This is a genomic window from Paraburkholderia sp. CNPSo 3274 (genome assembly GCF_024206475.1).
In the GTDB taxonomy this organism is placed as follows: Bacteria; Pseudomonadota; Gammaproteobacteria; order Burkholderiales; family Burkholderiaceae; genus Paraburkholderia.
Genome location: NZ_JAMBPR010000037.1, coordinates 1 through 19,877, shown reverse-complemented (window position 1 = coordinate 19,877; position 19,877 = coordinate 1). Strand labels below are relative to the sequence as shown.

The following is a 19,877-nucleotide window of genomic DNA, read 5'->3' as shown; positions in this document are numbered from 1 at the left end:
GCGCGTCCTGCAGGCTCGCATGGGGCGCGCAGGCGCCCCGTTTCGTGTTCAGGTAGCCTTTCAAGCAGCCTTTCACCGCGCCGTGCCTGCCCCCGACGCGGGCGCCAGTTCATCCGCGGGGCACGGCGGGCAGGGGTAAGGTCGCACAGTATCCTCGGCGAGTTCGAACGACTGCCCGTATTCCGGCACGCAGCAATCCCAGTGCAGCGTTTCGACGATGCGCCGCCGCAAGGCATCCGCCGCTGCGGGCTCACCGTGCGTGACGAACGTGCGAATGGGCGGGCACGTCATGCCGGCGAGCCAGCGCAGGGTTTCCCGGTAATCGCTATGCGCGGAGAGGGACGTGATCGAAGACACCTCGGCGCGCACGCGCACGTAGTCGCCGTGCAGCTTGATGGCTGGCGCGTGGGCCTCGAGCGCCGCGCCGCGCGTGCCGGGCGCCTGGTAGCCGACGAGCGCGATCGTGTTGCGCGGGTCCGAAGCATACAGGCTCAGGTGATGCAGAATCCGGCCGCCGGTTGCCATGCCGCTGCCGGCAATGATGACCATGGGGCCGTTGCGTCCGGCAATGGCCTTTGACTCGTCCACCGTTCGGGCCATGAACGCCGCATGATCGATGGCGTGCACCTGCGAGACCGTTAGCCGATGATCGCTCATGTGACGCCGGTAGAGGTCGGTCACGCTGATCGCCATCGGACTGTCGAGGTAGACCGGTACATTCGCCATGCGGCCCGACTGTTTCAATCGCGCGATGTAGTAAAGGACCTCCTGTGCGCGTCCCACTGCGAAGCAGGGCATCACCACGATCCCGCCACGCGCAAATGTGCGCGAGAACATCTCGGCGAGCTCGTCCTCGGGGTTGAGCGCATCGTGTAGCCGGTCGCCATAGGTCGATTCGACCACCAGGTAGTCCGCATGCACCGGCGGGGATGGCGCACGCACGATCGGATCGTCGGGGCGCCCAAGGTCGCCCGAAAACGCAACGACTGTATGCCCGTTACACAGCACGACGCTAGACGCCCCAAGGATATGGCCGGCCGGCAGCAGCCGAAAAGTCTGTTGTTCGCCGAGGGTGACGGGTTCATCGAACGGGCGCGGCGCGATGAGCCGCAGCGCCTCTTCGGCGTCTTCCAGCGTGTAAAGCGGCAGCGCGGGATGGTGTTTGGAGAAGCCGTGACGGTTCGCAAACGCCGCGTCTTCCTCCTGCAACCGGGCGCTGTCGCGCAGCATGATGCCGCACAGGTCCGCAGTTCCGGGCGTGCAATAAGCCGGACCGCCATAACCGTTGCGCGCAAGGACTGGCAGATAGCCGCAATGATCGATATGGGCGTGCGTGAGGATGACGGCATCGAGCGAGTCGGCGGGAAAGGGCAGCGGCTCCCGGTTGCGCAGGCGCAGGTTCTTGGTTCCCTGGAACAGCCCGCAGTCGATCAGTACCCGCTTGCTCCCAGCCTCCAGCAGGTAGCGCGACCCGGTGACCGTTTGTGCCGCGCCCAGAAACGTCAGCCTCATCATGCTCTCCTCGCTTCACGCGCCATGTGCGCGCCTGACATCGATTGGAGCGCGCGCCGGCACGCCGGCTTTGACCTGAATCAGACGAACGGGCTTCGCCCGGGCCCGCCTCTCCTTGAGGCAGATCAATCGCAGCGAGTCAGACGATTCATACATTGGAGTCGGTGGCACGCGGTCGCGGGCCGATATTCAGGCAGAGGCGAAAATGTCGCGCAGGTTGTCCTTGGGCTGGCCGTTTGGTCTGACGCTGTTGATTGGATTGCTTTTGGCTTGTACTACGTACCGCGAGACCCTCCGTGACGAAAACGTCGCCTTCCGTCGGTCCGAGACCGAGCTGGAAGCGCGCCGAGAGCAGAGCGCGATCCAATGCGCAGTGCCCGACGACTGCGCACAGGCCTGGACCCGCGCCCGGTTTTTCGTCCAGCGGCACTCGCCCACGCCCATCGAACGTGCGACCGACGAAACCATCGAGACACGCATGCCGCATGAATTCGGCATCGCGTACTTCTGGGCAGTACGGCAGACGGCGGCGGACGGAACGACGACGATACGGCTCAAGGGCTTGTGCCGCGGCATGTACAGCACCGACAACGGGCCTGGATGGCTCTATGCGCGCTGCGCCGAACAGCTCCTGCAGGCGCAGCTCGAATTCGCGCGCGAAATGGGTAGCGTCAGATAAAGCGGCGTGGATGTTTGCTACCGTCCAGCGCAAGCGAGCGCCGGATGAATGTCCACCGGCAAGCGAAGCTCCGCTGAAATCGTGACGCCCGCGCCGGGACGACCTTCGACCGTCAGCCAGCCGCCAAGCTGCACAATGCGCTCGCGCATGCCGATGAGCCCGAGCGCATCGGGACGTGGCGCGGAGCGCGGGTCGAAGCCGACGCCGTCGTCGCTGACGCGAAGCCGGCAATGTTCCGCGTCGTTCTCAAGCTCGATCGTCACACGGTGTGCGTGAGCGTGGCGCGCCACATTGGTCAGCGCTTCCTGGATGACGCGAAAGAGGGCGGTCGTAGCGAATTCGCCGAGCTCAGGTTCCGAAACCTTCAGCCTGCACTCGACACTCACACTGTAGCGGCTCTGAAAGTCCTCTGCCAGCCATTTGAGCGCAGCCTGGAGTCCGAGATCGTCGAGCATGGTGGGACGCAGGTCGGCGGCAATGCGCCGGACCGCCTCAGCAAGCTCGTCGATCTGTGCGCCGATTTGCGCGATGGCTTCCAGTTCGGCATGCAACTGCGTCGGCAATGCGTTCTCGAGTTCGGACCCGTGGAGACTGAGCGCTATTTTCAGTGCCGCGATGCGTTGCCCGAGATCGTCGTGCAGCTCGCGGGCAACGCGCTTCTGTTCGTTTTCGCGCGCCTGCTGGACGAGCGAGGACGCGGCATGAGCGCGCTCGAGTTCTTCGAGCCTGCGCCGCTCGGTCAAGTCACGCGTGATCTTGGCGAAGCCGACGAGCGAACCCTGGTCGTCGCGCACCGCGGTTATGACAACGTTCGCCCAGAAGCGGCTGCCGTCCTTGCGCACGCGCCAGCCCTCGTCTTCGACGTGTCCGTTCAGCGCGGCAGTCTCTAGCAGGTACGTGGGCTTGCCTGAGGCGATATCGTCCGGGGGATAGAACACAGAGAAGTGCTGGCCGACGATTTCATCCGATGAATAGCCTTTGATGCGCTGCGCGCCGGCATTCCAGCTCGCAACGCGGCCGCCAGGTTCGAGCATGAAAATGGCGTAGTCGCGCACCGCGTCGATGAGAAGCCGATACCGGTCTGCGATTGCAATATTGCTGTCGTTGCGTCCGAGCCAGGACGTGGGCCCTGCCGTTTGCATGAAACGCTCCGGATGATTTGCCGAGTCAGCAGGGATCGGACGCATCCTGGCGCACCAGGCATATCACACCGATATGCCGCATGGTAGGGCAAATTCCTTGCCGGGTTCAGATCTATTGCAGGCTCAAGCATCCTGACGATTTGCTTGTGACGACGACTTACGCCACGACTTCACTCAGCGGTCGGCGCGGTGACGGCGCGTCCGGCGTGCCGTGTCCGATGCGCAGCAGAAGCTGCGGACAAGCGGATTTCGGCATGCCGAGCAGCGCACCTAGCTGCGCGCGTAGTTCGGCCACCTCGATGGGCTGGTTCAGATAGGAGGCGCATAGTCCATGCGATGTCAGCACGAGCAGCACCCGCTCGAGCGCCTCGCCCGCGGCAAGCCAGGCCTGCGCATCGTCGACGCTCGTTGCGATGCACAGCAGCAGCGGCGATCCTGCCGCGAGTTCCCGGTGGGTCGCCGCCACGCCGCCACCCACATCGAATGTGCGGATCGCGGAGGCGACGAGCGGTGTGGCGAAGTCGAGCAGGGAATTGAGTCCGGCCGCATAGGCCGGCATACCGTCGCCAGTGTTGCGCGGATGTATCCATTTCGCGAGTTCACGGCGGAACCTGGGATCGGCGAACTGGCATTGGTCGGCAACGGCTACGAGGTCGGCGATCGCCTCGCGCTTTCCGGCTTCGGTGGCGCATGCAACGTCAACCCCCTCGGCCCGGGCCGCCTCGACCAGTTCGCGTTCGACGGCTGCTGCGACCGGCGCGGGGGAAAACGGGTGACGTGTGGTAACCCGCAGCGACATGGCATTGAGCAGCGGAACCAGCTCCGCGCCAATGGGCCGCTCACGAAGCATGCGCACATCGGCAAGCAGGTCGGGATCGAGGCTCGTTGGAAAGAGCGTGATTGCATAGCCGATGCCGAGGCTCGCGAGCGCCACGCGCAAATTGAAGAGCGCCGCCCCGCAGCTGATGATCAGCTCCCGATCGAACGGATCGACGACTGGTAGCGCCCGCAGACGGTCGGCGCACAACAGGATGCGGTCGTGGGCGGGCACGAAACGCCACGGCTGGCTGTTGTGGCTCGACGGGGCAAGCGTTGCGTGGCGCACGGCGTAACGCAACGCGTAGTCGTCAAGCTTGTCGAGCGGGGTGGCGCCGGCGGCAGAGTCGTGGGGCTTCTCGAGCATGGTGGTTTTCCCGCCTCTTCAAAGACGCGCGAAGCCGCGGCGCGCCAGGTGGAATCAGTGCGACATGAGGACCGGAACCGTCATCGCTTGCAGCAGCGTACGCGTCACACCGCCCAGAACGCATTCGTGGACACGCGAGTGCGCGTAAGCGCCTGCGACGATCAGGTCGGCGTGCAGGTCACTGGCGCGGCTGAGCAGCGCCGCTCCGGTCAGGACCGCGGGATCGCTCGCGCTTTCGTGAAACGATGCCTGCACGCCGTGCAGATCGAGCCACGCGGCAGCGTCGATGGCTTCGTTTTCGGCGCGCGCGCGCTGCGCGCCCCGGTGCGAGGCGATCACTTCGATCGAGACAGACTGGGCGCGCTGCAACAAGGGGAGCGCGTCGGAGACGGCGCGCGCCGCTTCGCGGCTGCCATCCCACGCAACCAGAATGTTCTGCGCGAATTCCGGGAAGGCGCCGGAACGCGGCACCACGACGGCTGGGCGCCCGGCCGTCATCAGCAGGTCCGCCACGAAGCCGCCAGCGCTCTGCGCGACCCATGCCTCGTCTTCTGGCTGCCCCAGTACGAGCAGATCGGCATGGCGCGCGTGGAGCGTCGCAGTCGCGGTATCGCAAGGCTGTGGCGCGCGCCACTCGACAGCGCGGCCCGCACGCTCCGCGGCGAGGAGAAAACGTTCGTGTGTTCGCGCGAGGCGCGCCTCGGGAGTTGGCACGTCCGCGGATGGGTCCCGGTTCGCATGCGACCAATACAGTCCGGTCAGATGCGTATCGAAGCGATCCGCCAGATCGAGCGAGAGCGCGAGGCGCACCGAGCATCGTTCCGAGTCGTCGAGGTGGACGAGCAGGCTCTTGTAGCACATGGCGATTTTCCTTGAACCCGAGCATGTGCGCCCGGCAACGCAGGCGCACGATATATCCAATGAGCGCTCAATGAGACATCAACACCGGGACAGGCATCGCCCCGAGAACGGTTTGCGTGACGCCGCCGAGCACGAGTTCCTTCCAGCGCGCGTGACCGTATGCCCCCATCACGAGCAGGTCGCAGCCCAGTTTGTCAGCGCGTGAAAGCAGGGCGTCGGCAATCGACACCGTGGGGGGCGTGTGCAACTGGGTAATTTCCACGTCGAGGCCGTGGCGCGCGAGGACGAGGGCAATGTCGGCCCCCGGTATGCGGCCTTCCCGCTCGGTGTTGAGCGTGACGACCGTGGTGTGTGCGGCAAGCCGCATGAAGGGCAGGGCATCGTACAGTGCACGCGTGGCGGACTGGCCTGCGTCCCACGCAACGACGACGCGCTCGCCCACAGTGGGAAACGTCCCGACATAGGGCGCCCACAGGACTGGCCGTCCCGCTGCCAGCGTCACCTGAATTTGCAGACGGTTACTCAGCGAAGCCTCCGGATCCTTTGGATCGCTTTGGCCCATCACGATGAGATCCGCAAACGGCGAGAGGGCGAGCAACTCGTGCTGGGCAACATCCGTGGCTGTGCGCCAGGTCCCTTTGAGGTTCGCCTGCGAGAGCCCGTTGAAGAACTGATGTTCCAGCGCGCGGCGCTTGTCTTCCCTGGTCCGTACGCGATAGCCCATGTCGATCGTGATCGACCATGCGCTTTCGTGGTCGGTCGTGACCGGCGCGAATAGTGCATTGACGTGGGCGCCGTGTTGGCGCGCAACAAGCAACGCGAGATCGAGGCAGGCGCTCGCACGTGCGCTGCCGTCCAGATGAACAAGAATGCTGCGGTACTCCATGGTCGGCGCTCCACGATTGAGAAAACCGCGAACAAGAGTGACGTGGGATCAGTCTAGGTTCCGGCGAGTGGTCACAATTGATTTGAGTCAACCCTTCGCGGATACCGATGGTTTCCGGCGGCCAGGCCTCCGGTTGATGCATGTCAATCGCGGGCGAAGGCGCGATTCTATAGTGGTGCGAATATTTCGATCGCGCCGATCCGCGGCCGATCATCCATCTGCGAGGAGAAGCACGATGCGCAAGGACCGGATTGCCTTGGTGAGCGGCGGAATGGGAGGCCTTGGCGCCGCCATCAGCCGGAGGCTGTACGACGCTGGCATGACCGTGATCGTTTCCCATTCGGAGCAGAACGACCACGTGGTGACATGGCTGCATGGCGAACGCGAAGCGGGCCGCACGTTCCATGCGTTCGGGCTCGACGTGGCCAGCTACGACTCATGCACAGACTGTGCGCGAAGGGTGATCGCGGAGTTCGGCGGTGTCGAGGTGCTCGTCAACAATGCCGGGATTACGCGCGATGCGAGCTTCATGAAGCTCTCGAAGCCCGAGTGGGATGCAGTGATGCACACGGATCTCGACAGCATGTTCAATCTCACGAAGCCATTCTTGCCGGGCATGTACGAACGGCGGTTCGGCCGCATTGTGAACATTGGCTCGGTGAACGGTTCGCGTGGGGCTTTTGGGCAGACGAACTACGCGGCCGCAAAGGCGGGCATTCATGGTTTTACGATGTCGCTCGCGCTTGAAGTTGCGAAACGTGGCGTGACCGTGAATACGGTATCGCCGGGCTACCTTGCCACTGCCATGGTGGAAACCGTGCCGCAGGACATCATGGATACGCGCATCCTGCCGCAGATTCCCGTTGGACGCCTCGGGCGGCCGGAGGAGGTGGCGTCGCTGGTCGCGTACCTGTGCTCAGACGATGGGGCGTTCGTGACCGGGGCCAATTTTGCCGTCAATGGCGGCATGCACATGGAATAGGACGCGCGGCACTTGCGCGCCCAGGATCGCGAGGCGGCGTCCTCAGTGCGCGCCGGCCGCGACGAGGACGCCACGCAAGTGCGGCGGCGAAGCGCTGGAACGCATGCAGCGAGCCCGCCACGCTCTGATACTTCTCGCGACCGATCTGGCCGTCGAGCGTGACGAGCAGGCCGGCGGTACGGGCGAGTGCGAGCAGGGTTTCGGGGTCGTCGGCGGCACTGGCGTTGGGGAGGGTCGCGGCGGTCAGCGAGCGGATTTCGACGGTGGACATATCAACGCTCCTTGCAACGGATGGGGTCAGGCGGCTGCGGTGGGACGTCTTCAGTATGTGACGCCGCCGGGCCCGTTCCAATGAGCGGGCGCTGAAACTGGCGTCAGCATTTTTTCTTGGTGTGTAGGCAAACGCCTACGTGAGGGGGCGAGGGTGGTCGAGATCGCGACACGTACGCTGAATCCTGCCGTCGACGTCTCGACGGCAGTGGAGCGGGTCGTCGATACGCACAAGCTGCGTTGCGACGCCGCGCGCCGCTATCCGGGCGGCGGCGGGCTCAATGTCGCCCGCGTGATCCAGCGGCTCGCCGGCCGCGAGTCGAACCGCCTTGCGCTCTACCTGGCAGGCGGCTCATCGGGGAATCTGCTCGAACAGATGCTCACGGCGGAGCGTGTGCCCGGCCGGCGACTGCGCATCGCGGGCGAGACCCGCGAAAACTTCTCGGTCACTGAGCGGAGCGCCGTCCATGGGCGGAAACGCTGGCCGAAGCCGTGCGTTATCTGGACGTGGTGGGGTTCGCCGGCCGCGCGGCACTCCCGCCCGTGAAGCTCTCGGGCGGCGAGCCGCAGCGTGTGGCGATCGCGCGCACGATCGTGAGCCAGCCCGACATTCTTGTGCTCGACGAGCCCATCAGGCGCAGATCGCGTGGCTCGAAGCCGCGGCGCGGCGCCCGCAGGCCACCGTGGCGCTGTACGCGGCGCTGGGCGGCCGATGGCGCGACGAGCCCGCGAGCGGCGAGGGCGTGGCGGGAACGCATTGACGACGGCGAGCGTGGCACCGGCGTTCCTTGACACAGGTCAAGCGCATAACGCTGGCCGATTCGAAGATGGAAAGACACAAACCCGAACCGCTGGGCGAATACCCAAGAGGTGAATGACATGTACGAAAAAATCCTGGTGGCTTACGACGGCAGCGAAACGTCGGAGCGGGCGCTCGCCGAAGCGCTTAAGCTCGCGAGCCTGACCGGCGCACAGCTGCGCGTCGTGTACGCGCTCGATATCGTCGCGCTCATGGGTGTCGGCATGGGACTTACTTACGTGCCAGCCGAGATGATCCGGGCGTATCGCACAGACGCCATGAAGCAGCTCGAGGAGGCCCGCACTCAGGCGACGTCGGCTGGCGTGCGCTGCGAGACCGAACTGCTCGATGTGCAGGACATGAACGACAACGTAGCGCAATGTCTGCGGCGCTGCGCGTCAAGCCATGGTGCGCAACTGGTCGTGCTTGGCACGCATGGCAGGCGCGGCATCAAACGCGCGCTACTCGGCAGTGTCGCGGAGCAGTTCGTGCGGTCAGCGCCATGTCCGATACTGCTCGTTCGCGGCGCCGACAAGTAGTGAGCGACGGCTAACCCAAGCGGAGCGAACGCATGAAGAAGAAGCGCTGTTCGCCCTCCTGAAAATCGTGCGCGGTGACACGCACGAGGTCTGACGTGCGCAAGGGCATCGCGCACACGTTTTTTCGATGCGGCGGCAGCCCCTTTCAACAGGCGGCGCCCGACGCAACCCGAAGTCCGGGCAACTCGCCCCACCCGAGAGGCGCGTAGACCGCTCCTCCCGCCAGTTCGACCAATTCCATAAATCGCCGCAGCGTGACACCTGCCATGATGTGAATGGTAGGGCCTCCGAGGTAGCTTTCGGTGCGCAGCCACGACGCCTGTTTGGCATTGGACTTCCTGCGCTCTGTACGGGTGGGCGTACTCTCCCTCTTCTGGGCCCAGCAACGGCCCATCGAAGCCGACCTTGAGGATCTGGTCGGCTTCGTCGGAGTAGGGCAAGCCAGCCTCGCGCATATACGGCGCACGCTCCCAGTGCTCGCCCCATTGCTGGTCGAGCGGGATGCGCGTGAACCAGGCCCAGGGCGTGCGGACATAACAAAGCCGGTACCCGGTTTGGACAGCGCTCAAATCGACGCGTGTGGACATCGTCGCTTCATTTTCCGGCCTGGCGCCGCTATGACTTGATCCGGCCGCTGGTCAATTCACCGCGGGCTTGCCGACGGTCTGCGCGAGAAGCGGCACCTCGTCTTCGTTCAGGCGCAGCGCGTCGGCGAGCAGCCTCTGGTTGATCCAGCCGCGCACCACGGTGGCAAACCCTTCCGATGCACAGTAAAGCGAAACATTCTGGCAAATCGCACCTGCGGCAATGCCGGCGAAAAGTTCGCGCTGCTGCGGCGGCGTAGCGAGCACCTGCGAGCCCCGCATCACGTACACCAGGTCGAGCGGCGCCTTGCCCACGAAATCCTGATAGCCGGTCCTGTTGCGCGCGTCGGCGAGATGCTTGAGCACGAGATGATGAAGCGCCGGCTCGTAGCGATACACGCCTTGCGGGAGCGCAACATAAATGTCGATCTCGTGGAGTCCGTGCGCGGATGGTGCCGTGTGCCCACCAGTATCCGGGCGGTTGACGCCGTTGGCGGCCCAGAGCAAGTCGCCGAGCGTGTCGAGCGTCATGGGCACATCCGCATAGGCGCGCGTGCTCTTGCGGCTTGCCAGGGCGGTCATGAGCGGCGCGCCGGCGCCGAGGCGAGGGCGCGGAAGGGTGATGAACTCCTGCGCTTGGCCGCTAGCGGGGGCGGGGGGTAGCAGCGGCGTGGGTTCGTAGTCGATGCGTTGAAGTTCGGTCATGGTGTTCTCCAGTCGCTCGAGGTCACGCAGTGCGTGCACCGGCAAGATCGTCGGCATTCGCGCTGGCCGGCGCACCGGTTGGCAGCACGCTGCGGCCGTGGGTCTCGTTGATGATTTCCGCCGCGGAAAGGTAGAACGCGACGAGTGCGGTGATCAGCCCGGCGTAACCGCCCGCGTGGTGGATCAGGTTCGATCCGGTCCATTCGCTCGCGGCTAGCAGGAAGAACGTGATCCACAGCGCAAGGAAGAGAAGTCGCAGGACGCGTGACGCGCGCCAGGTGGCAATCCACATATAAAACGTGAAAACGCCCCAAAGCAGCAGGTACCAGCCGACAAAAGCGGGCACGACATGCTCGTGCAGGTACATGAGGTACAGCGCTAACGACCACCAGAACGCGCCATAGGCGACGAATGCCGTGGCGCCGAACGTGTTGCCGCGAGGGATTTCGATGAGCCCCGCGATCGCCTGCGCGGTGCCACCAAACGCAAGGGCGCAGGCGAGTACGAGACCCAGCGCATCGCCGCCAAACCATCCGGCGTTGATCATGCTGAGCAGCCACGTGGTGAGGGCGAATCCGGCAAGGCCGAGGGATGCGGGGTTGGGTGCGGAAGTTTTCATGGTGAATATGTCCTGTTCATGCAGCCTTGCTGAATTGCGCGATGACGCCGGGGTTTTCGACAGTCGAGGTGTCCTGCTCAACGGCCTCGCCCTTCGCGACAGAGCGAAGCAGGCGGCGCACGATCTTGCCGGAACGTGTTTTCGGCATGGCGTCGCCGAAGCGGATTTCCCGCGGCTTGGCGATCGGGCCGATCTCGTGGCCGATCCAGGTGCGCAGCGCGTCGGCAATGCGTTGTGCCTCTTCGTCGAGCGGGCGCGCGCCTTTGAGCACCACAACGGCGACGATGGCTTCGCCCGTGGTCGCGTCGGGCCGGCCTACCACGGCGGCTTCGGCCACCTGTGGATGGGCGGCGAGCGCAGATTCGATCTCCATCGTGCCCACGCGGTGGCCGCAGACGTTGAGCACGTCGTCCACGCGGACCGTGATCGTGAAGTATCCCGTTTGCGCGTCGCGAATCGCACCGTCGCCGGCGAGATAGAGCTTGCCGCCGAGTTCTTCCGGAAAGTAGCCGCCGCGATAGCGCGCGGGGTTGCCCCAGATCGTGCGCAGCATCGAAGGCCAGGGCCGCTTGATGACGAGCAGGCCGCCGTTGCCATTCGGCACTTCGTGCCCCGATTCGTCGACGATGGCCGCCTCGATGCCGGGCAGCGGCAGGGTGCACGAGCCCGCCACGAGCGGCGTGACGCCCGGAAGTGGCGCGATCATGTGGCCGCCGGTTTCCGTTTGCCAGAACGTGTCCAACACGGGGCAACGCCCCCCGCCCACCTGTGCCGCGAACCAGCGCCACGCCTCCGGGTTGATCGGCTCGCCCACGGTGCCGAGCAGGCGCAGCGAACTCAGGTCATAGCGCGACGGATGGACATCGGGTTCGCTGTCTGCCGCCTTGATGAGCGAGCGGATGGCAGTGGGCGCGGTATAGAAAATCGAAACCTTGTGGCGTTCGATCATCTGCCAGAAGCGGCCCGCATCAGGCCACGTCGGCACGCCTTCGAAGATCACCTGGGTTGCGGCCGCCGCAGTCGGGCCGTAGCAGATGTAACTGTGCCCCGTGATCCGGCCGATGTCGGCCGTGCACCAGAATACGTCCGACGCCCGGATATCGAAGGTCCACTTCATCGTGAGCGCCGCCCACAGCATGTCGCCCGTGCTGTGCTGTACCCCCTTGGGCGTGCCTGTCGACCCAGAGGTGTAGAGGATGAAGAGCGGATGCTCCGCGTCAACCCATTCGGGCTCGCACTCGGACTGTTGCGCCTGCTCGATCTCGTGCAGCCAGACGTCGCGCGGCGGATGCCATGGTATCGAGCCGCCCGTGCGCCGATAGACGACCACGGTATGCACTTTCTCGCTACCGCCAATCGCGAGCGCTTCGTCCGCGATTGTCTTGAGCGGCAGGTGGCGGCCGCCGCGCGCCTGCTCGTCGGCGGTGATGAGCACGCATGCGCCGACGTCGACCATGCGTTCATGCAGCGACTTGGCGGAAAAGCCTCCGAACACAACCGAATGCGGTGCGCCGATGCGCGCGCATGCCTGCATCGCGACCACGCCTTCAATCGACATGGGCAGATAGATCATCACGCGATCGCCGCGCCGTACTCCGCGTGCGCGCAGGGCGTTCGCGACCCGACACACGCGCGCGTGCAGTTCGGCATACGTGAGCGTCGTGACCTCGCCATCGTCCGCCTCGAAAATCAGCGCAGTGCGCTCAGCACCGCCGTTCGCTAGATGGCGATCAAGGCAGTTGTACGAGGCATTGAGCAGCCCGTCGTCGAACCACTTGAAGAATGGCGCGTCCGATGCGTCGAGCGTACGCGTGAAGGGGCGCTTCCAATCGAGGTGCTCGCGGGCGAGACGTGCCCTGAACGAGTCGGGGTCGCGTCGCGCTTCGTCAACAAGCGCTTCATAAGCCGGCATGCCGTCGATGGCAGCGCCCTTCAGCAAGGCAATCGGTGATGGGGCGATGCCAGTGGGCGTCGGTTCGGGATGGGACATGGTCTCCTCGCATGCGCAATGCGGTGGCAATCAAGACAAGCATCTCTCGTGTCGTGCGGCTTCAGTCTCGTGGCTCGCTCGCGAGCGCGGTTGACTCAGATCAACCAGTATTTTGGGCACGCGAAAGCAGCCGCCGTCGCGCCTGCGATTCACAACCAGTTGACGTAGATCAGTCGAAACCGGAGCCCGTTGCGTAGGGTCAATGCGTCGTCATGACACGACGCGAATCAGGGGAGCCGTCAAATGGCAAAGCCCGTTTATCGAAAGATTCTGCTGGCAGTGGACGGTAATGATTCTGCGCGACGTGCTACGCAGGAAGCCGTGGCGCTCGCAGCACTTGCGCACGCCCGCGTGCATGCTGTGTACGTCGTGCACAAGTGGGGCCTTGCGCCGTACTCCGGCTACTTCGATCCCGAGGCGCTCGGCAGGGTGCTGAACGAGGACGGCCGCCTCGCGCTTGAAGAGGTTAGGCGGGCGACGATTGATCAGAAGGTTTCGTGCTCAGTTGAGATCTGCGAGACGCTTGGAAAATCCGACTCGATCCCGGAATGCCTGCAGCGCTGCGCAAAAATGCAGGAAGCGGATCTGGTCGTGATCGGCACCCACGGCAGGCACGGCGTAAGCAGGGCTGTGCTGGGCAGTGTCGCTGAGGGCTTTCTGCGAATATCGTCCTGTCCGGTTTTGGTTGTGCATGGTTAGGGCAGGTACATTGAGCCAGCATGGTGGGAAGTTGGCGTGGAGGCTGGGACGCTATTGAAGCGTTTTGACCGCATGTAAGTGCCGCTTCCCCGGGCGACGCCGAACGTAGATCCGAGGAGGCTGGCGATGCGAGCGATGATATTCGACGGCGAGAATCCGCGACTGCGGGAAGCCGATCTACCCGACCCGGCGCCGGGCGCAGGCGAACTGCTGATCGATGTGCGCGCGTGCGGCGTGTGCCGCACCGACCTGCACGTCGTGGACGGCGATCTCGCGCACCCGAAAAGGCCCGTCATTCCCGGCCACGAGATCGTCGGCACGGTCGCGGCGTTCGGGGCAGGCGTGACGGGGTTCGCGCCCGGCGACCGCGTGGGCGTGCCGTGGCTCGGGCATACCTGCGGCCATTGCCGTTTCTGCGCCGACGGGCGCGAGAACCTCTGCAACGCGCCCGGCTTCACCGGCTACACGATCGACGGTGGCTATGCGACGCGCACCGTCGCCGACGCCCGCTATTGCTTCCATCTGCCGCGCCAGATGCCCACCGTCGATGACGAGCTCGCTGCCTGTAACAAAGGAGGACTCGTCACTTGCCGGAAATACCCAGCGGGCAGCAACTTTTTCAGGTGTACCCATCCGGCCCATTGGCGTGTTCTTGATGATTCCGGCGTTCATGTCTTCCGACTGACAGACGACGAGCGGCGTGCGAATAAGACCAGGATGCACCGAATTAACTCGGACGTTCTCTGGCGCGTATGTGACAGCCGCGTTTTTGGCCATGTTGTGGACGCGCACCAACGCTCCCGTCATGAAAGCCGTCGTCCTTACGTTGGATTCCGACGAAGCGAAAACCCTCTCTGAGTGGCTTGAATCGCGTTAGCCGGCTGTGACGAATCGCTGGGGGCAAAGTCCGCTATTCCGGCGGGCTCCTTGCTAGCTCTCGTACTTTGCCCAACTTTGATCTAGATCAATGTGTCGAGCCGCTAACGGGAACATGGTGCAGTCAAGGTCGACTCGCATTGGAGTTGCGAATTGTGGATTTGCGTCGTACCCGAAAGCAGCCGGGGCGGGATCGCTGACCGCGAGACGTGTAGGGCAGAGTGACCATGCAAGCCACACATCATTTCAATATCGAACTGCGGCATGCAACGATGCCGACCTACGTCATCAGCTACGTGTTTCCGATCCTCCTGTTGCTGTACGAGATTCATCGAGTGAGCAGGTGGATCTACGACTACGGAATGCATTTCTCGAATTTCAGATTTATGGGATATGAGTTCCTGCTCATGCTCATGCTCGTGTTCGTCGGAATCCAAGTCGTCGTCGCGACTCTTTTCCTGATTGCGGTGTCGATCGGCCGACATCACGACTTCGAGCACCGTGTTTCGAATCTTCTGACTGGCCTCAGTTGTTCGATGGTTGTGATTGCACTCGATCTTGCGCTGCAGTACGCCCTGTAGCGCAAGAGGCAAGAAACAACGAACTCGGTTGTTGGTAGTTTGATGACGCTGTTTCCGTTCCGCTGAAACGCGAAGGCTGCAGCGCCCCGCATTGACTAGCGTCAGCCCCCATTCAGGTCGGCGCCAACGTATTCAAAATTCACGGATCGCCGTGGGCGCATGAGACCAGGCCGACACGAGCGATTGCCTATCGCGCACATAGTTCGCTTCGATGAGGCTCATCATGACCAACCCACTTGCCAATTGGCATACCGATCACGTCAATTTTGGTCGACTACTTGACCTTCTGGACGAACAGGTAGCTGCCTTCCACCGGGGCGAGAGTCCGGACTACGCCCTTATGAGCGATATTCTCTTCTACTTGCGGGATTATTCGGATCGGTTTCATCATCCACCGGAAGACGTTGCATATGCGCGGCTTGTCAAACGGAATCCGGGAACTCAATTGGTGGTAAACCGGCTTCTGCAAGAGCATCGCGTAATTGCCACGGCCGGAGAAGAACTCTTTAACCGCCTGAATGACGCAGCGGGAGACGTACTGGCACCGCGTGCGGCTCTCGAGGCCGCCACCGCTACGTATCTTGTGTATTACCGCCACCACATCTCCACTGAGGAGCGGGATGTGATGGGCCGCGCAGCACAGGCGCTGACTGAAGAGGACTGGGCTGCGGTTGCTGTGGCAGTGCCGGCTATTGTTGACCCGCTTTTCGGCGATAATGTGCTGGAGCGCTTTGTCGCGTTACGCAGGAAGTTTACGCTTGATGCCTATGTGCCGGGACAGGACCATGCATAGGGAAATGCGGAGCGGGGAGATCCGCGCAGAGAATCGCCTGCTATCCTATCGACGGATTCATCAAGATCCCGGGGGGCGCATTTTGAGACTTCTTGACGACGAAGCCCGGACCGAATTGCTGTGCTTCCTTGTGGTCGGCCAGCTCTTTGCATTCGCACGCGAGGGCGTGTGGCTGCGCACGGATCACCTGATTGAATCTGTGCAGATCTGCCTGAGGTCGAACAACGCTGAATGTGACTGGCTGGAGCGTGCCAGGCTTGTAGAGGCGTCACGCGTGATCGCCGGGCAAGAGAGTGTGCGTCCCTTCCCGAAGGGCGATGCAGATTGCATCGACCCTTCAATCTGCGCACAGGTTGGTTCCTCGACTACCGCTCGCCCGTTGTCCAGCGGATTCATGCGCTCTGCGCCGATTACCTGAAGGCATCGTAGAAGATGCGATGCCGGGGGGTGAGCCAGATGAATGATGCCGGTCGGCGGCACGAGCCGCTGAAGCGCCGGAGCTACAAACTTCGGTAGCCGACCCACTTCTGCCGTTGACCGATTCCCCGCGAACGGACCGCAAGACGCAGCAGACTGGACATTCAGGTGGTGGCGTCCCGCACGCCCGCCTCTTCAGCTTTCCGCGTGGGTTGTCGGTGCGCCCCGAGTCACTTTCGCCCGTCGCTGGGATTTCTCATTCAGGATCTGGTGTCGCCGGAAGTCAGTCAGCTTCTTCCAGTCCCGGATTTCATCGCGTGTTCGAAAGCAGCCGATGCATAGCCCGGTTTTGCTATCGAACGCGCATACATCGATGCGCGGTGATTTGACTGCCATCGCTCAGGCGGCGGCACGCGTCGGATTCACGCTCGGCTGGGCAGCGACAATTGTTTTGGCCGGCCGCCACGAGTATGGTGCGGTAAAAAATATGTCACAGTGGTTCTCAACAACCCCCATCGTCTATCGCGTTGACGTTTCCATGACGACATAATTTTCAGGCTGATACTGATATTCCACTGATCAATGATGGGGGAATATCATGTTCGAGACTCTCTTTACGCGTCCGCATGTTCTTGCTGCCCACAATCTCGCGCCCTGCGTGGAATCCAGGAAGCGCTTCCTCGTACATTGTCAGGAACAGGGTTATCCGCTCAGGTCGATTCGGAAGATCGCGTGGATCCTGCTGGTTTTTTCACAGAGCATTGATCTGTCCCGCCCGCGGTTAATAACGCACGAGGAAATCGCGTTTGCGGTTGACCATCGGATTCGACTTCTCCGAAGTGAGCGCACGAACGAGTCCCGCAGCTCGCGGCTTCTGTTCATCCATACCGCGACGGCCTGGCTGCGTTTTCTGGGGCGTCTGGAGGAACGGCATCCTATAGAAGAACCATTTGTTCGCTATGTCGAGCACTACGTCGATTTCATGCGCGACCAGCGAGGACTTTCCTCTGCCACGATTTCAACCTGTCGTGATGAGATCGGCCATTTTCTGGCAATGGTCTGTCGCCCTGACAAGGCACTCGATGCTCTCACCATCCACGATGTCGACACCTACCTCGCCTATCAAGGCAACCGCGGCTGGAGCAGAGTCTCATTGCACGCGCTTGCGAGCACGCTGCGCAATTTCTTCCGGTACGCAGAAGGACAAGGGTGGGCTACCAACGTTGCGTCGGGCATTGAGGCACCTGTGGTGTATAGAGAGGAGGGGTTGCCGCTCGGGCTGAACTGGGATGACGTGCAAAGGTTTGTCGCCAGCTTTGTCGGCGAGAGCACGATCGATCTACGCAACCGTGCGATGATCATGCTGCTGGTTGTTTACGGACTGAGGCGCGGCGAGGTAGTACGGCTCCGTCTGGAGGACATCGACTGGTGCGGCGAGATCCTTCATGTCAATCGTCCGAAGCAACGCTGCACACAGCAATACCCGCTGGTGGCAACCGTTGGAAACGCCATTCTGCGCTACCTGAAGGAAGCGCGTCCACGAAGCGCCCATCGAGAGCTCTTCCTGTCGGTCGAGGCGCCGATCCGACCGCTGTCACCCGGACGCGTAAGCGGCATTGTCCGCTCGCGTCTCACGACGCTGGGCATCGATATTCCGCGGCGTGGCGCACATTGCCTGAGGCACGCCAACGCCCGGCACTTACTCGACGCGGGTTTTGCGCTGAAGGAGATCGGTGATCACCTCGGCCATCGCAGCGCTTCGTCGACGAGAATCTATGCGAAGGTCGACCTGACCGGACTGCGGTGTGTAGCCGAAATCGATCTGGGGAGTCTGCTATGAAGCTCTCCGAACTCGTCGCCCAATACGTGAGCCACAAACGGGCGTTGGGCATGCGCTTCAATTCCGAGGCGGCCACGCTTGCCTCATTCTGCCACCGGGTTGATGGCAACATTGATGTGGAATCGGTCACGGTCGGACAGGTACAGGACTTTCTGACAGGCAACAGGCCGCTGACTAACCATTGGCGGAAGAGAAGGTCTGTACTTGACTGCCTGTTTCGTTTTGCTCTCTCGCGTGGATATGTCCAGGCTTCGCCGCTTCCTCGCTACAGTCCGAGATTGCCGCCACCGCTGACACCCTATATTTATTCGCAGCAGGAATTAAAGCGCCTGCTCGACGTGGCGTCGGCGGCATGCAGTCCACGCGGTCTGCTGGATGCATATGTTTTGCGTGCACTCATTCTCATTCTGTACGGCGGTTGCCTCCGCCATGGCGAAGCCTTGCGGCTAACCATGCAGGACGTCGATCTCGACGAAGCCGTCCTGCACGTGCGCGAGAGCAAATTCTATAGATCCAGGCTGGTTCCGCTAGGCGTAGATCTGAATAGAGCGATGCAAACTTATGCCCGGCAACGCAACCAGAGATTTGGGCAGGCACCGGATGCGCCGTTCTTCTGCTTACGCGATGGTCGCCCCCTGAGCCAGAAAGCTGTGCGCAAGGCCTTTCAGCGACAGCGTACTCTGGCAAATATCCAACGCGAAGGCGGTGCGTCCTGCCAGCCGAGGCTGCATGATTTGCGACACTCAGGCGCAGTGCACCGGCTAATCGCCTGGTATCGCTGCGGCGCGGATTTGCAACTGTTGTTGCCGCAGCTCGCGACCTATCTCGGCCACATCGATCTCGCGGGCACCCAACGCTACCTTACCCTGACGCCCGAGTTGCTGAATGCAGCGAGCACGCGCTTTGAAACATACGTCCTTGAGGTGCAACATGAATAACTCATCCCTGCTGGGTCCGTGGATCCGACGTTTCCTGATTGAGTATCTGGTGGGCGAACGTAACCTTGCCGTCAATACGCAAAGAAGTTACCGCGACATGCTCATGCTGTTGCTTCCGTATTTAGCCGCCAAGGTCGACAAGCGGATCGATCGCCTGACCGTTGATGATCTCTCCGCGCAAATGGTCCGTCTGTTCCTGACGCACATGGAAGAACAACGCCACTGTACGGTCAGCACACGAAATCAGCGGCTTGGCGGCATCCATGCGCTGGCTCGTTTCATCGGCGAACATGCGCCTGAATACGTCGACTGGTGGGCACAGATTCATCTGATTCCTGTCAAGAGAACCAGTCGGCCGGAGATCAGCTACCTTAGCAGGCAGGAAATGGACGCCCTGCTCGCTGCCTCTGACGTCAATACAGCGCAGGGGCAGCGCGAACATGCGTTACTGCTCTTCATGTTTAACTCAGGAGCGCGTGCAAGCGAAGCTGCGCAGCTCAAGATTGGCGACGTTGACTGGCACACGTGCTCGGTCAGCATCGTCGGCAAGGGGAACAGACATCGCCGCTGCCCGCTCTGGAAATCCACACTCGATGCGTTGCGCTCAGAGTCCGAGGGGAGGGCCGCAGACGCGCCGGTGTTCCTCAATCGATTCCACCAGACGATGACGCGCTCCGGCATTCATGCATTGGTCAAGCGCCGCGCTATCCGTGCTGCAGCCAACGCGCCGTCGCTTGCCGGCAAGAATGTGCACCCACATGTGATTCGGCATACGACCGCCTCGCTACTACTCCAGGCCGGTGTCGACATCAATACGATACGCGGCTGGCTTGGGCACGTTTCGTTGGAGACGACCAATATCTACGCCGAGATCAATCTGGAAACAAAGGCGCGGGCGCTAGCGACATGCGAAGTGGAAGGCGGTGCCGAAGGACAAAAGCAATGGCGGGATCAGCCCGACCTGATGACCTTCCTCCGCACC

21 protein-coding genes and 4 pseudogenes are annotated in these 19,877 nt (G+C 62.7%); 14 read left to right on the top strand and 11 right to left on the bottom strand.

The features are described 5' to 3' along the window. Positions 1 to 72: 72 nt before the first annotated feature. On the bottom strand, positions 73 to 1,512 hold the full coding sequence (locus tag M3I54_RS24235; RefSeq protein WP_254340734.1) for an MBL fold metallo-hydrolase RNA specificity domain-containing protein: 1,440 nt from the start codon (positions 1,510 to 1,512) through the stop codon (positions 73 to 75). Between the two features lie 223 nt (positions 1,513 to 1,735). Between M3I54_RS24235 and M3I54_RS24230 the strand changes: the two genes are divergently transcribed. Further along, positions 1,736 to 2,191 carry a hypothetical protein gene (locus M3I54_RS24230; protein WP_254340604.1) on the top strand — a complete coding sequence of 152 codons (456 nt, stop codon included), beginning with the start codon at positions 1,736 to 1,738 and terminating at the stop codon, positions 2,189 to 2,191. Positions 2,192 to 2,208: 17 nt separating this feature from the next. Here M3I54_RS24230 and M3I54_RS24225 read toward each other — a convergent pair whose 3' ends face one another. The 4 genes from M3I54_RS24225 to M3I54_RS24210 all read right to left on the bottom strand — a co-directional run bounded on the left by M3I54_RS24225 (position 2,209) and on the right by M3I54_RS24210 (position 6,263). Continuing rightward, positions 2,209 to 3,333, bottom strand: coding sequence for a PAS domain S-box protein (locus M3I54_RS24225; protein ID WP_254340602.1), 1,125 nt, complete (start codon positions 3,331 to 3,333; stop codon positions 2,209 to 2,211). Between the two features lie 157 nt (positions 3,334 to 3,490). Beyond that, positions 3,491 to 4,516, bottom strand: a complete 1,026-nt coding sequence (locus M3I54_RS24220) for an Acg family FMN-binding oxidoreductase (RefSeq protein ID WP_254340600.1) — start codon at positions 4,514 to 4,516, stop codon at positions 3,491 to 3,493. Positions 4,517 to 4,570: 54 nt separating this feature from the next. Further along, positions 4,571 to 5,377: a universal stress protein gene (locus tag M3I54_RS24215; RefSeq protein ID WP_254340598.1), complete on the bottom strand. Its 807-nt coding sequence runs from the start codon at positions 5,375 to 5,377 to the stop codon at positions 4,571 to 4,573. A 67-nt stretch (positions 5,378 to 5,444) separates the two neighbouring features. Beyond that, positions 5,445 to 6,263: a universal stress protein gene (locus M3I54_RS24210; protein ID WP_254340596.1), complete on the bottom strand. Its 819-nt coding sequence runs from the start codon at positions 6,261 to 6,263 to the stop codon at positions 5,445 to 5,447. A gap of 235 nt (positions 6,264 to 6,498) precedes the next feature. On the opposite strand from M3I54_RS24210, the gene M3I54_RS24205 reads away from it, so the two are divergent. Continuing rightward, positions 6,499 to 7,245 (top strand): beta-ketoacyl-ACP reductase, encoded by a 747-nt coding sequence (locus M3I54_RS24205; RefSeq protein WP_254340594.1) that lies wholly within the window; start codon positions 6,499 to 6,501, stop codon positions 7,243 to 7,245. Here M3I54_RS24205 and M3I54_RS24200 read toward each other — a convergent pair. Continuing rightward, positions 7,220 to 7,516 (bottom strand): hypothetical protein, encoded by a 297-nt coding sequence (locus tag M3I54_RS24200; RefSeq protein ID WP_254340593.1) that lies wholly within the window; start codon positions 7,514 to 7,516, stop codon positions 7,220 to 7,222. The genes M3I54_RS24205 and M3I54_RS24200 overlap by 26 nt on opposite strands. Positions 7,517 to 7,669: 153 nt before the next feature. On the opposite strand from M3I54_RS24200, the pseudogene M3I54_RS24195 reads away from it, so the two are divergent. From M3I54_RS24195 to M3I54_RS24185, 3 genes and pseudogenes are all read left to right on the top strand, one after another. Beyond that, positions 7,670 to 7,915: pseudogene (locus M3I54_RS24195) on the top strand (1-phosphofructokinase family hexose kinase); the annotation flags it as partial. A 56-nt stretch (positions 7,916 to 7,971) separates the two neighbouring features. After that, positions 7,972 to 8,145 (top strand): annotated as a pseudogene (locus M3I54_RS24190) (ATP-binding cassette domain-containing protein); the annotation flags it as partial. A 249-nt stretch (positions 8,146 to 8,394) separates the two neighbouring features. Beyond that, on the top strand, positions 8,395 to 8,853 hold the full coding sequence (locus tag M3I54_RS24185; protein WP_254340591.1) for a universal stress protein: 459 nt from the start codon (positions 8,395 to 8,397) through the stop codon (positions 8,851 to 8,853). A 638-nt stretch (positions 8,854 to 9,491) separates the two neighbouring features. On the opposite strand, the gene M3I54_RS24175 is transcribed toward M3I54_RS24185, so the two are convergent. The 3 genes from M3I54_RS24175 to acs are packed head-to-tail and all read right to left on the bottom strand — an operon-like array spanning position 9,492 to position 12,751. Continuing rightward, complete coding sequence (locus tag M3I54_RS24175; protein ID WP_254340589.1) at positions 9,492 to 10,142, bottom strand: nitroreductase family protein; 651 nt, start codon at positions 10,140 to 10,142, stop codon at positions 9,492 to 9,494. 22 nt (positions 10,143 to 10,164) lie between these two features. Then, a complete protein-coding gene (locus M3I54_RS24170; protein WP_254340584.1) occupies positions 10,165 to 10,761 on the bottom strand; it encodes an acetate uptake transporter in 597 nt (198 codons plus the stop codon). A gap of 16 nt (positions 10,762 to 10,777) precedes the next feature. Further along, positions 10,778 to 12,751 (bottom strand): acetate--CoA ligase, encoded by a 1,974-nt coding sequence (gene acs / locus M3I54_RS24165; RefSeq protein WP_254340583.1) that lies wholly within the window; start codon positions 12,749 to 12,751, stop codon positions 10,778 to 10,780. A 243-nt stretch (positions 12,752 to 12,994) separates the two neighbouring features. Here acs and M3I54_RS24160 point away from each other — a divergent pair, with 243 nt between their 5' ends. Both M3I54_RS24160 and M3I54_RS24155 read left to right on the top strand, forming a co-directional pair. Beyond that, positions 12,995 to 13,450 carry a universal stress protein gene (locus M3I54_RS24160; protein ID WP_254340582.1) on the top strand — a complete coding sequence of 152 codons (456 nt, stop codon included), beginning with the start codon at positions 12,995 to 12,997 and terminating at the stop codon, positions 13,448 to 13,450. A 126-nt stretch (positions 13,451 to 13,576) separates the two neighbouring features. Next, positions 13,577 to 13,979 (top strand): annotated as a pseudogene (locus M3I54_RS24155) (alcohol dehydrogenase catalytic domain-containing protein); the annotation flags it as partial. 68 nt (positions 13,980 to 14,047) lie between these two features. Here the strand turns inward: M3I54_RS24155 and M3I54_RS24150 are convergent. Then, positions 14,048 to 14,257: pseudogene (locus M3I54_RS24150) on the bottom strand (SDR family oxidoreductase); the annotation flags it as partial. 296 nt (positions 14,258 to 14,553) lie between these two features. On the opposite strand from M3I54_RS24150, the gene M3I54_RS24145 reads away from it, so the two are divergent. The 3 genes from M3I54_RS24145 (at position 14,554) to M3I54_RS24135 (ending at position 16,118) form a co-directional block, all read left to right on the top strand. Next, positions 14,554 to 14,907: a hypothetical protein gene (locus tag M3I54_RS24145; protein WP_254340581.1), complete on the top strand. Its 354-nt coding sequence runs from the start codon at positions 14,554 to 14,556 to the stop codon at positions 14,905 to 14,907. Positions 14,908 to 15,130: 223 nt separating this feature from the next. Beyond that, positions 15,131 to 15,700, top strand: coding sequence for a hemerythrin domain-containing protein (locus M3I54_RS24140; protein ID WP_254340579.1), 570 nt, complete (start codon positions 15,131 to 15,133; stop codon positions 15,698 to 15,700). Next, positions 15,693 to 16,118, top strand: coding sequence for a hypothetical protein (locus M3I54_RS24135; RefSeq protein WP_254340577.1), 426 nt, complete (start codon positions 15,693 to 15,695; stop codon positions 16,116 to 16,118). Before M3I54_RS24140 ends, M3I54_RS24135 begins: the two co-directional genes overlap by 8 nt. A 194-nt stretch (positions 16,119 to 16,312) precedes the next feature. Here the strand turns inward: M3I54_RS24135 and M3I54_RS24130 are convergent, their stop codons facing one another. Further along, positions 16,313 to 16,513, bottom strand: coding sequence for a DUF1289 domain-containing protein (locus M3I54_RS24130; RefSeq protein WP_254340576.1), 201 nt, complete (start codon positions 16,511 to 16,513; stop codon positions 16,313 to 16,315). Here M3I54_RS24130 and M3I54_RS24125 point away from each other — a divergent pair. From M3I54_RS24125 to M3I54_RS24110, 4 genes are all read left to right on the top strand, one after another. Further along, a complete protein-coding gene (locus M3I54_RS24125) occupies positions 16,452 to 16,667 on the top strand; it encodes a hypothetical protein (RefSeq protein WP_254340740.1) in 216 nt (71 codons plus the stop codon). The genes M3I54_RS24130 and M3I54_RS24125 overlap by 62 nt on opposite strands. Before the next feature lie 48 nt (positions 16,668 to 16,715). Then, positions 16,716 to 17,957 (top strand): tyrosine-type recombinase/integrase, encoded by a 1,242-nt coding sequence (locus M3I54_RS24120; protein WP_254340575.1) that lies wholly within the window; start codon positions 16,716 to 16,718, stop codon positions 17,955 to 17,957. After that, positions 17,954 to 18,895 carry a tyrosine-type recombinase/integrase gene (locus tag M3I54_RS24115; RefSeq protein ID WP_254340574.1) on the top strand — a complete coding sequence of 314 codons (942 nt, stop codon included), beginning with the start codon at positions 17,954 to 17,956 and terminating at the stop codon, positions 18,893 to 18,895. The genes M3I54_RS24120 and M3I54_RS24115 overlap by 4 nt, the downstream gene beginning before the upstream one ends. Further along, positions 18,888 to 19,877, top strand: a 990-nt coding sequence (locus tag M3I54_RS24110; protein WP_254340565.1) for a tyrosine-type recombinase/integrase, incomplete at its 3' end; no start/stop codon positions are given. The genes M3I54_RS24115 and M3I54_RS24110, both read left to right, overlap by 8 nt.

Excerpts from the sequence above, each read along its gene's own strand:
- M3I54_RS24215 (WP_254340598.1), bottom strand. The coding sequence starts at position 5,377 with ATGTGCTACAAGAGCCTGCTCGTCCACCTCGACGACTCGGAACGATGC.
- M3I54_RS24130 (WP_254340576.1), bottom strand. The coding sequence starts at position 16,513 with ATGGCAGTCAAATCACCGCGCATCGATGTATGCGCGTTCGATAGCAAA.
- M3I54_RS24185 (WP_254340591.1), top strand. The coding sequence starts at position 8,395 with ATGTACGAAAAAATCCTGGTGGCTTACGACGGCAGCGAAACGTCGGAG.
- M3I54_RS24145 (WP_254340581.1), top strand. The coding sequence starts at position 14,554 with ATGCAAGCCACACATCATTTCAATATCGAACTGCGGCATGCAACGATG.
- M3I54_RS24160 (WP_254340582.1), top strand. The coding sequence starts at position 12,995 with ATGGCAAAGCCCGTTTATCGAAAGATTCTGCTGGCAGTGGACGGTAAT.
- M3I54_RS24235 (WP_254340734.1), bottom strand. The coding sequence starts at position 1,512 with ATGAGGCTGACGTTTCTGGGCGCGGCACAAACGGTCACCGGGTCGCGC.
- M3I54_RS24175 (WP_254340589.1), bottom strand. The coding sequence starts at position 10,142 with ATGACCGAACTTCAACGCATCGACTACGAACCCACGCCGCTGCTACCC.
- M3I54_RS24210 (WP_254340596.1), bottom strand. The coding sequence starts at position 6,263 with ATGGAGTACCGCAGCATTCTTGTTCATCTGGACGGCAGCGCACGTGCG.
- M3I54_RS24135 (WP_254340577.1), top strand. The coding sequence starts at position 15,693 with ATGCATAGGGAAATGCGGAGCGGGGAGATCCGCGCAGAGAATCGCCTG.
- M3I54_RS24170 (WP_254340584.1), bottom strand. The coding sequence starts at position 10,761 with ATGAAAACTTCCGCACCCAACCCCGCATCCCTCGGCCTTGCCGGATTC.
- acs (WP_254340583.1), bottom strand. The coding sequence starts at position 12,751 with ATGTCCCATCCCGAACCGACGCCCACTGGCATCGCCCCATCACCGATT.
- M3I54_RS24125 (WP_254340740.1), top strand. The coding sequence starts at position 16,452 with ATGCATAGCCCGGTTTTGCTATCGAACGCGCATACATCGATGCGCGGT.
- M3I54_RS24220 (WP_254340600.1), bottom strand. The coding sequence starts at position 4,516 with ATGCTCGAGAAGCCCCACGACTCTGCCGCCGGCGCCACCCCGCTCGAC.
- M3I54_RS24200 (WP_254340593.1), bottom strand. The coding sequence starts at position 7,516 with ATGTCCACCGTCGAAATCCGCTCGCTGACCGCCGCGACCCTCCCCAAC.
- M3I54_RS24225 (WP_254340602.1), bottom strand. The coding sequence starts at position 3,333 with ATGCAAACGGCAGGGCCCACGTCCTGGCTCGGACGCAACGACAGCAAT.
- M3I54_RS24115 (WP_254340574.1), top strand. The coding sequence starts at position 17,954 with ATGAAGCTCTCCGAACTCGTCGCCCAATACGTGAGCCACAAACGGGCG.
- M3I54_RS24205 (WP_254340594.1), top strand. The coding sequence starts at position 6,499 with ATGCGCAAGGACCGGATTGCCTTGGTGAGCGGCGGAATGGGAGGCCTT.
- M3I54_RS24140 (WP_254340579.1), top strand. The coding sequence starts at position 15,131 with ATGACCAACCCACTTGCCAATTGGCATACCGATCACGTCAATTTTGGT.
- M3I54_RS24120 (WP_254340575.1), top strand. The coding sequence starts at position 16,716 with ATGTTCGAGACTCTCTTTACGCGTCCGCATGTTCTTGCTGCCCACAAT.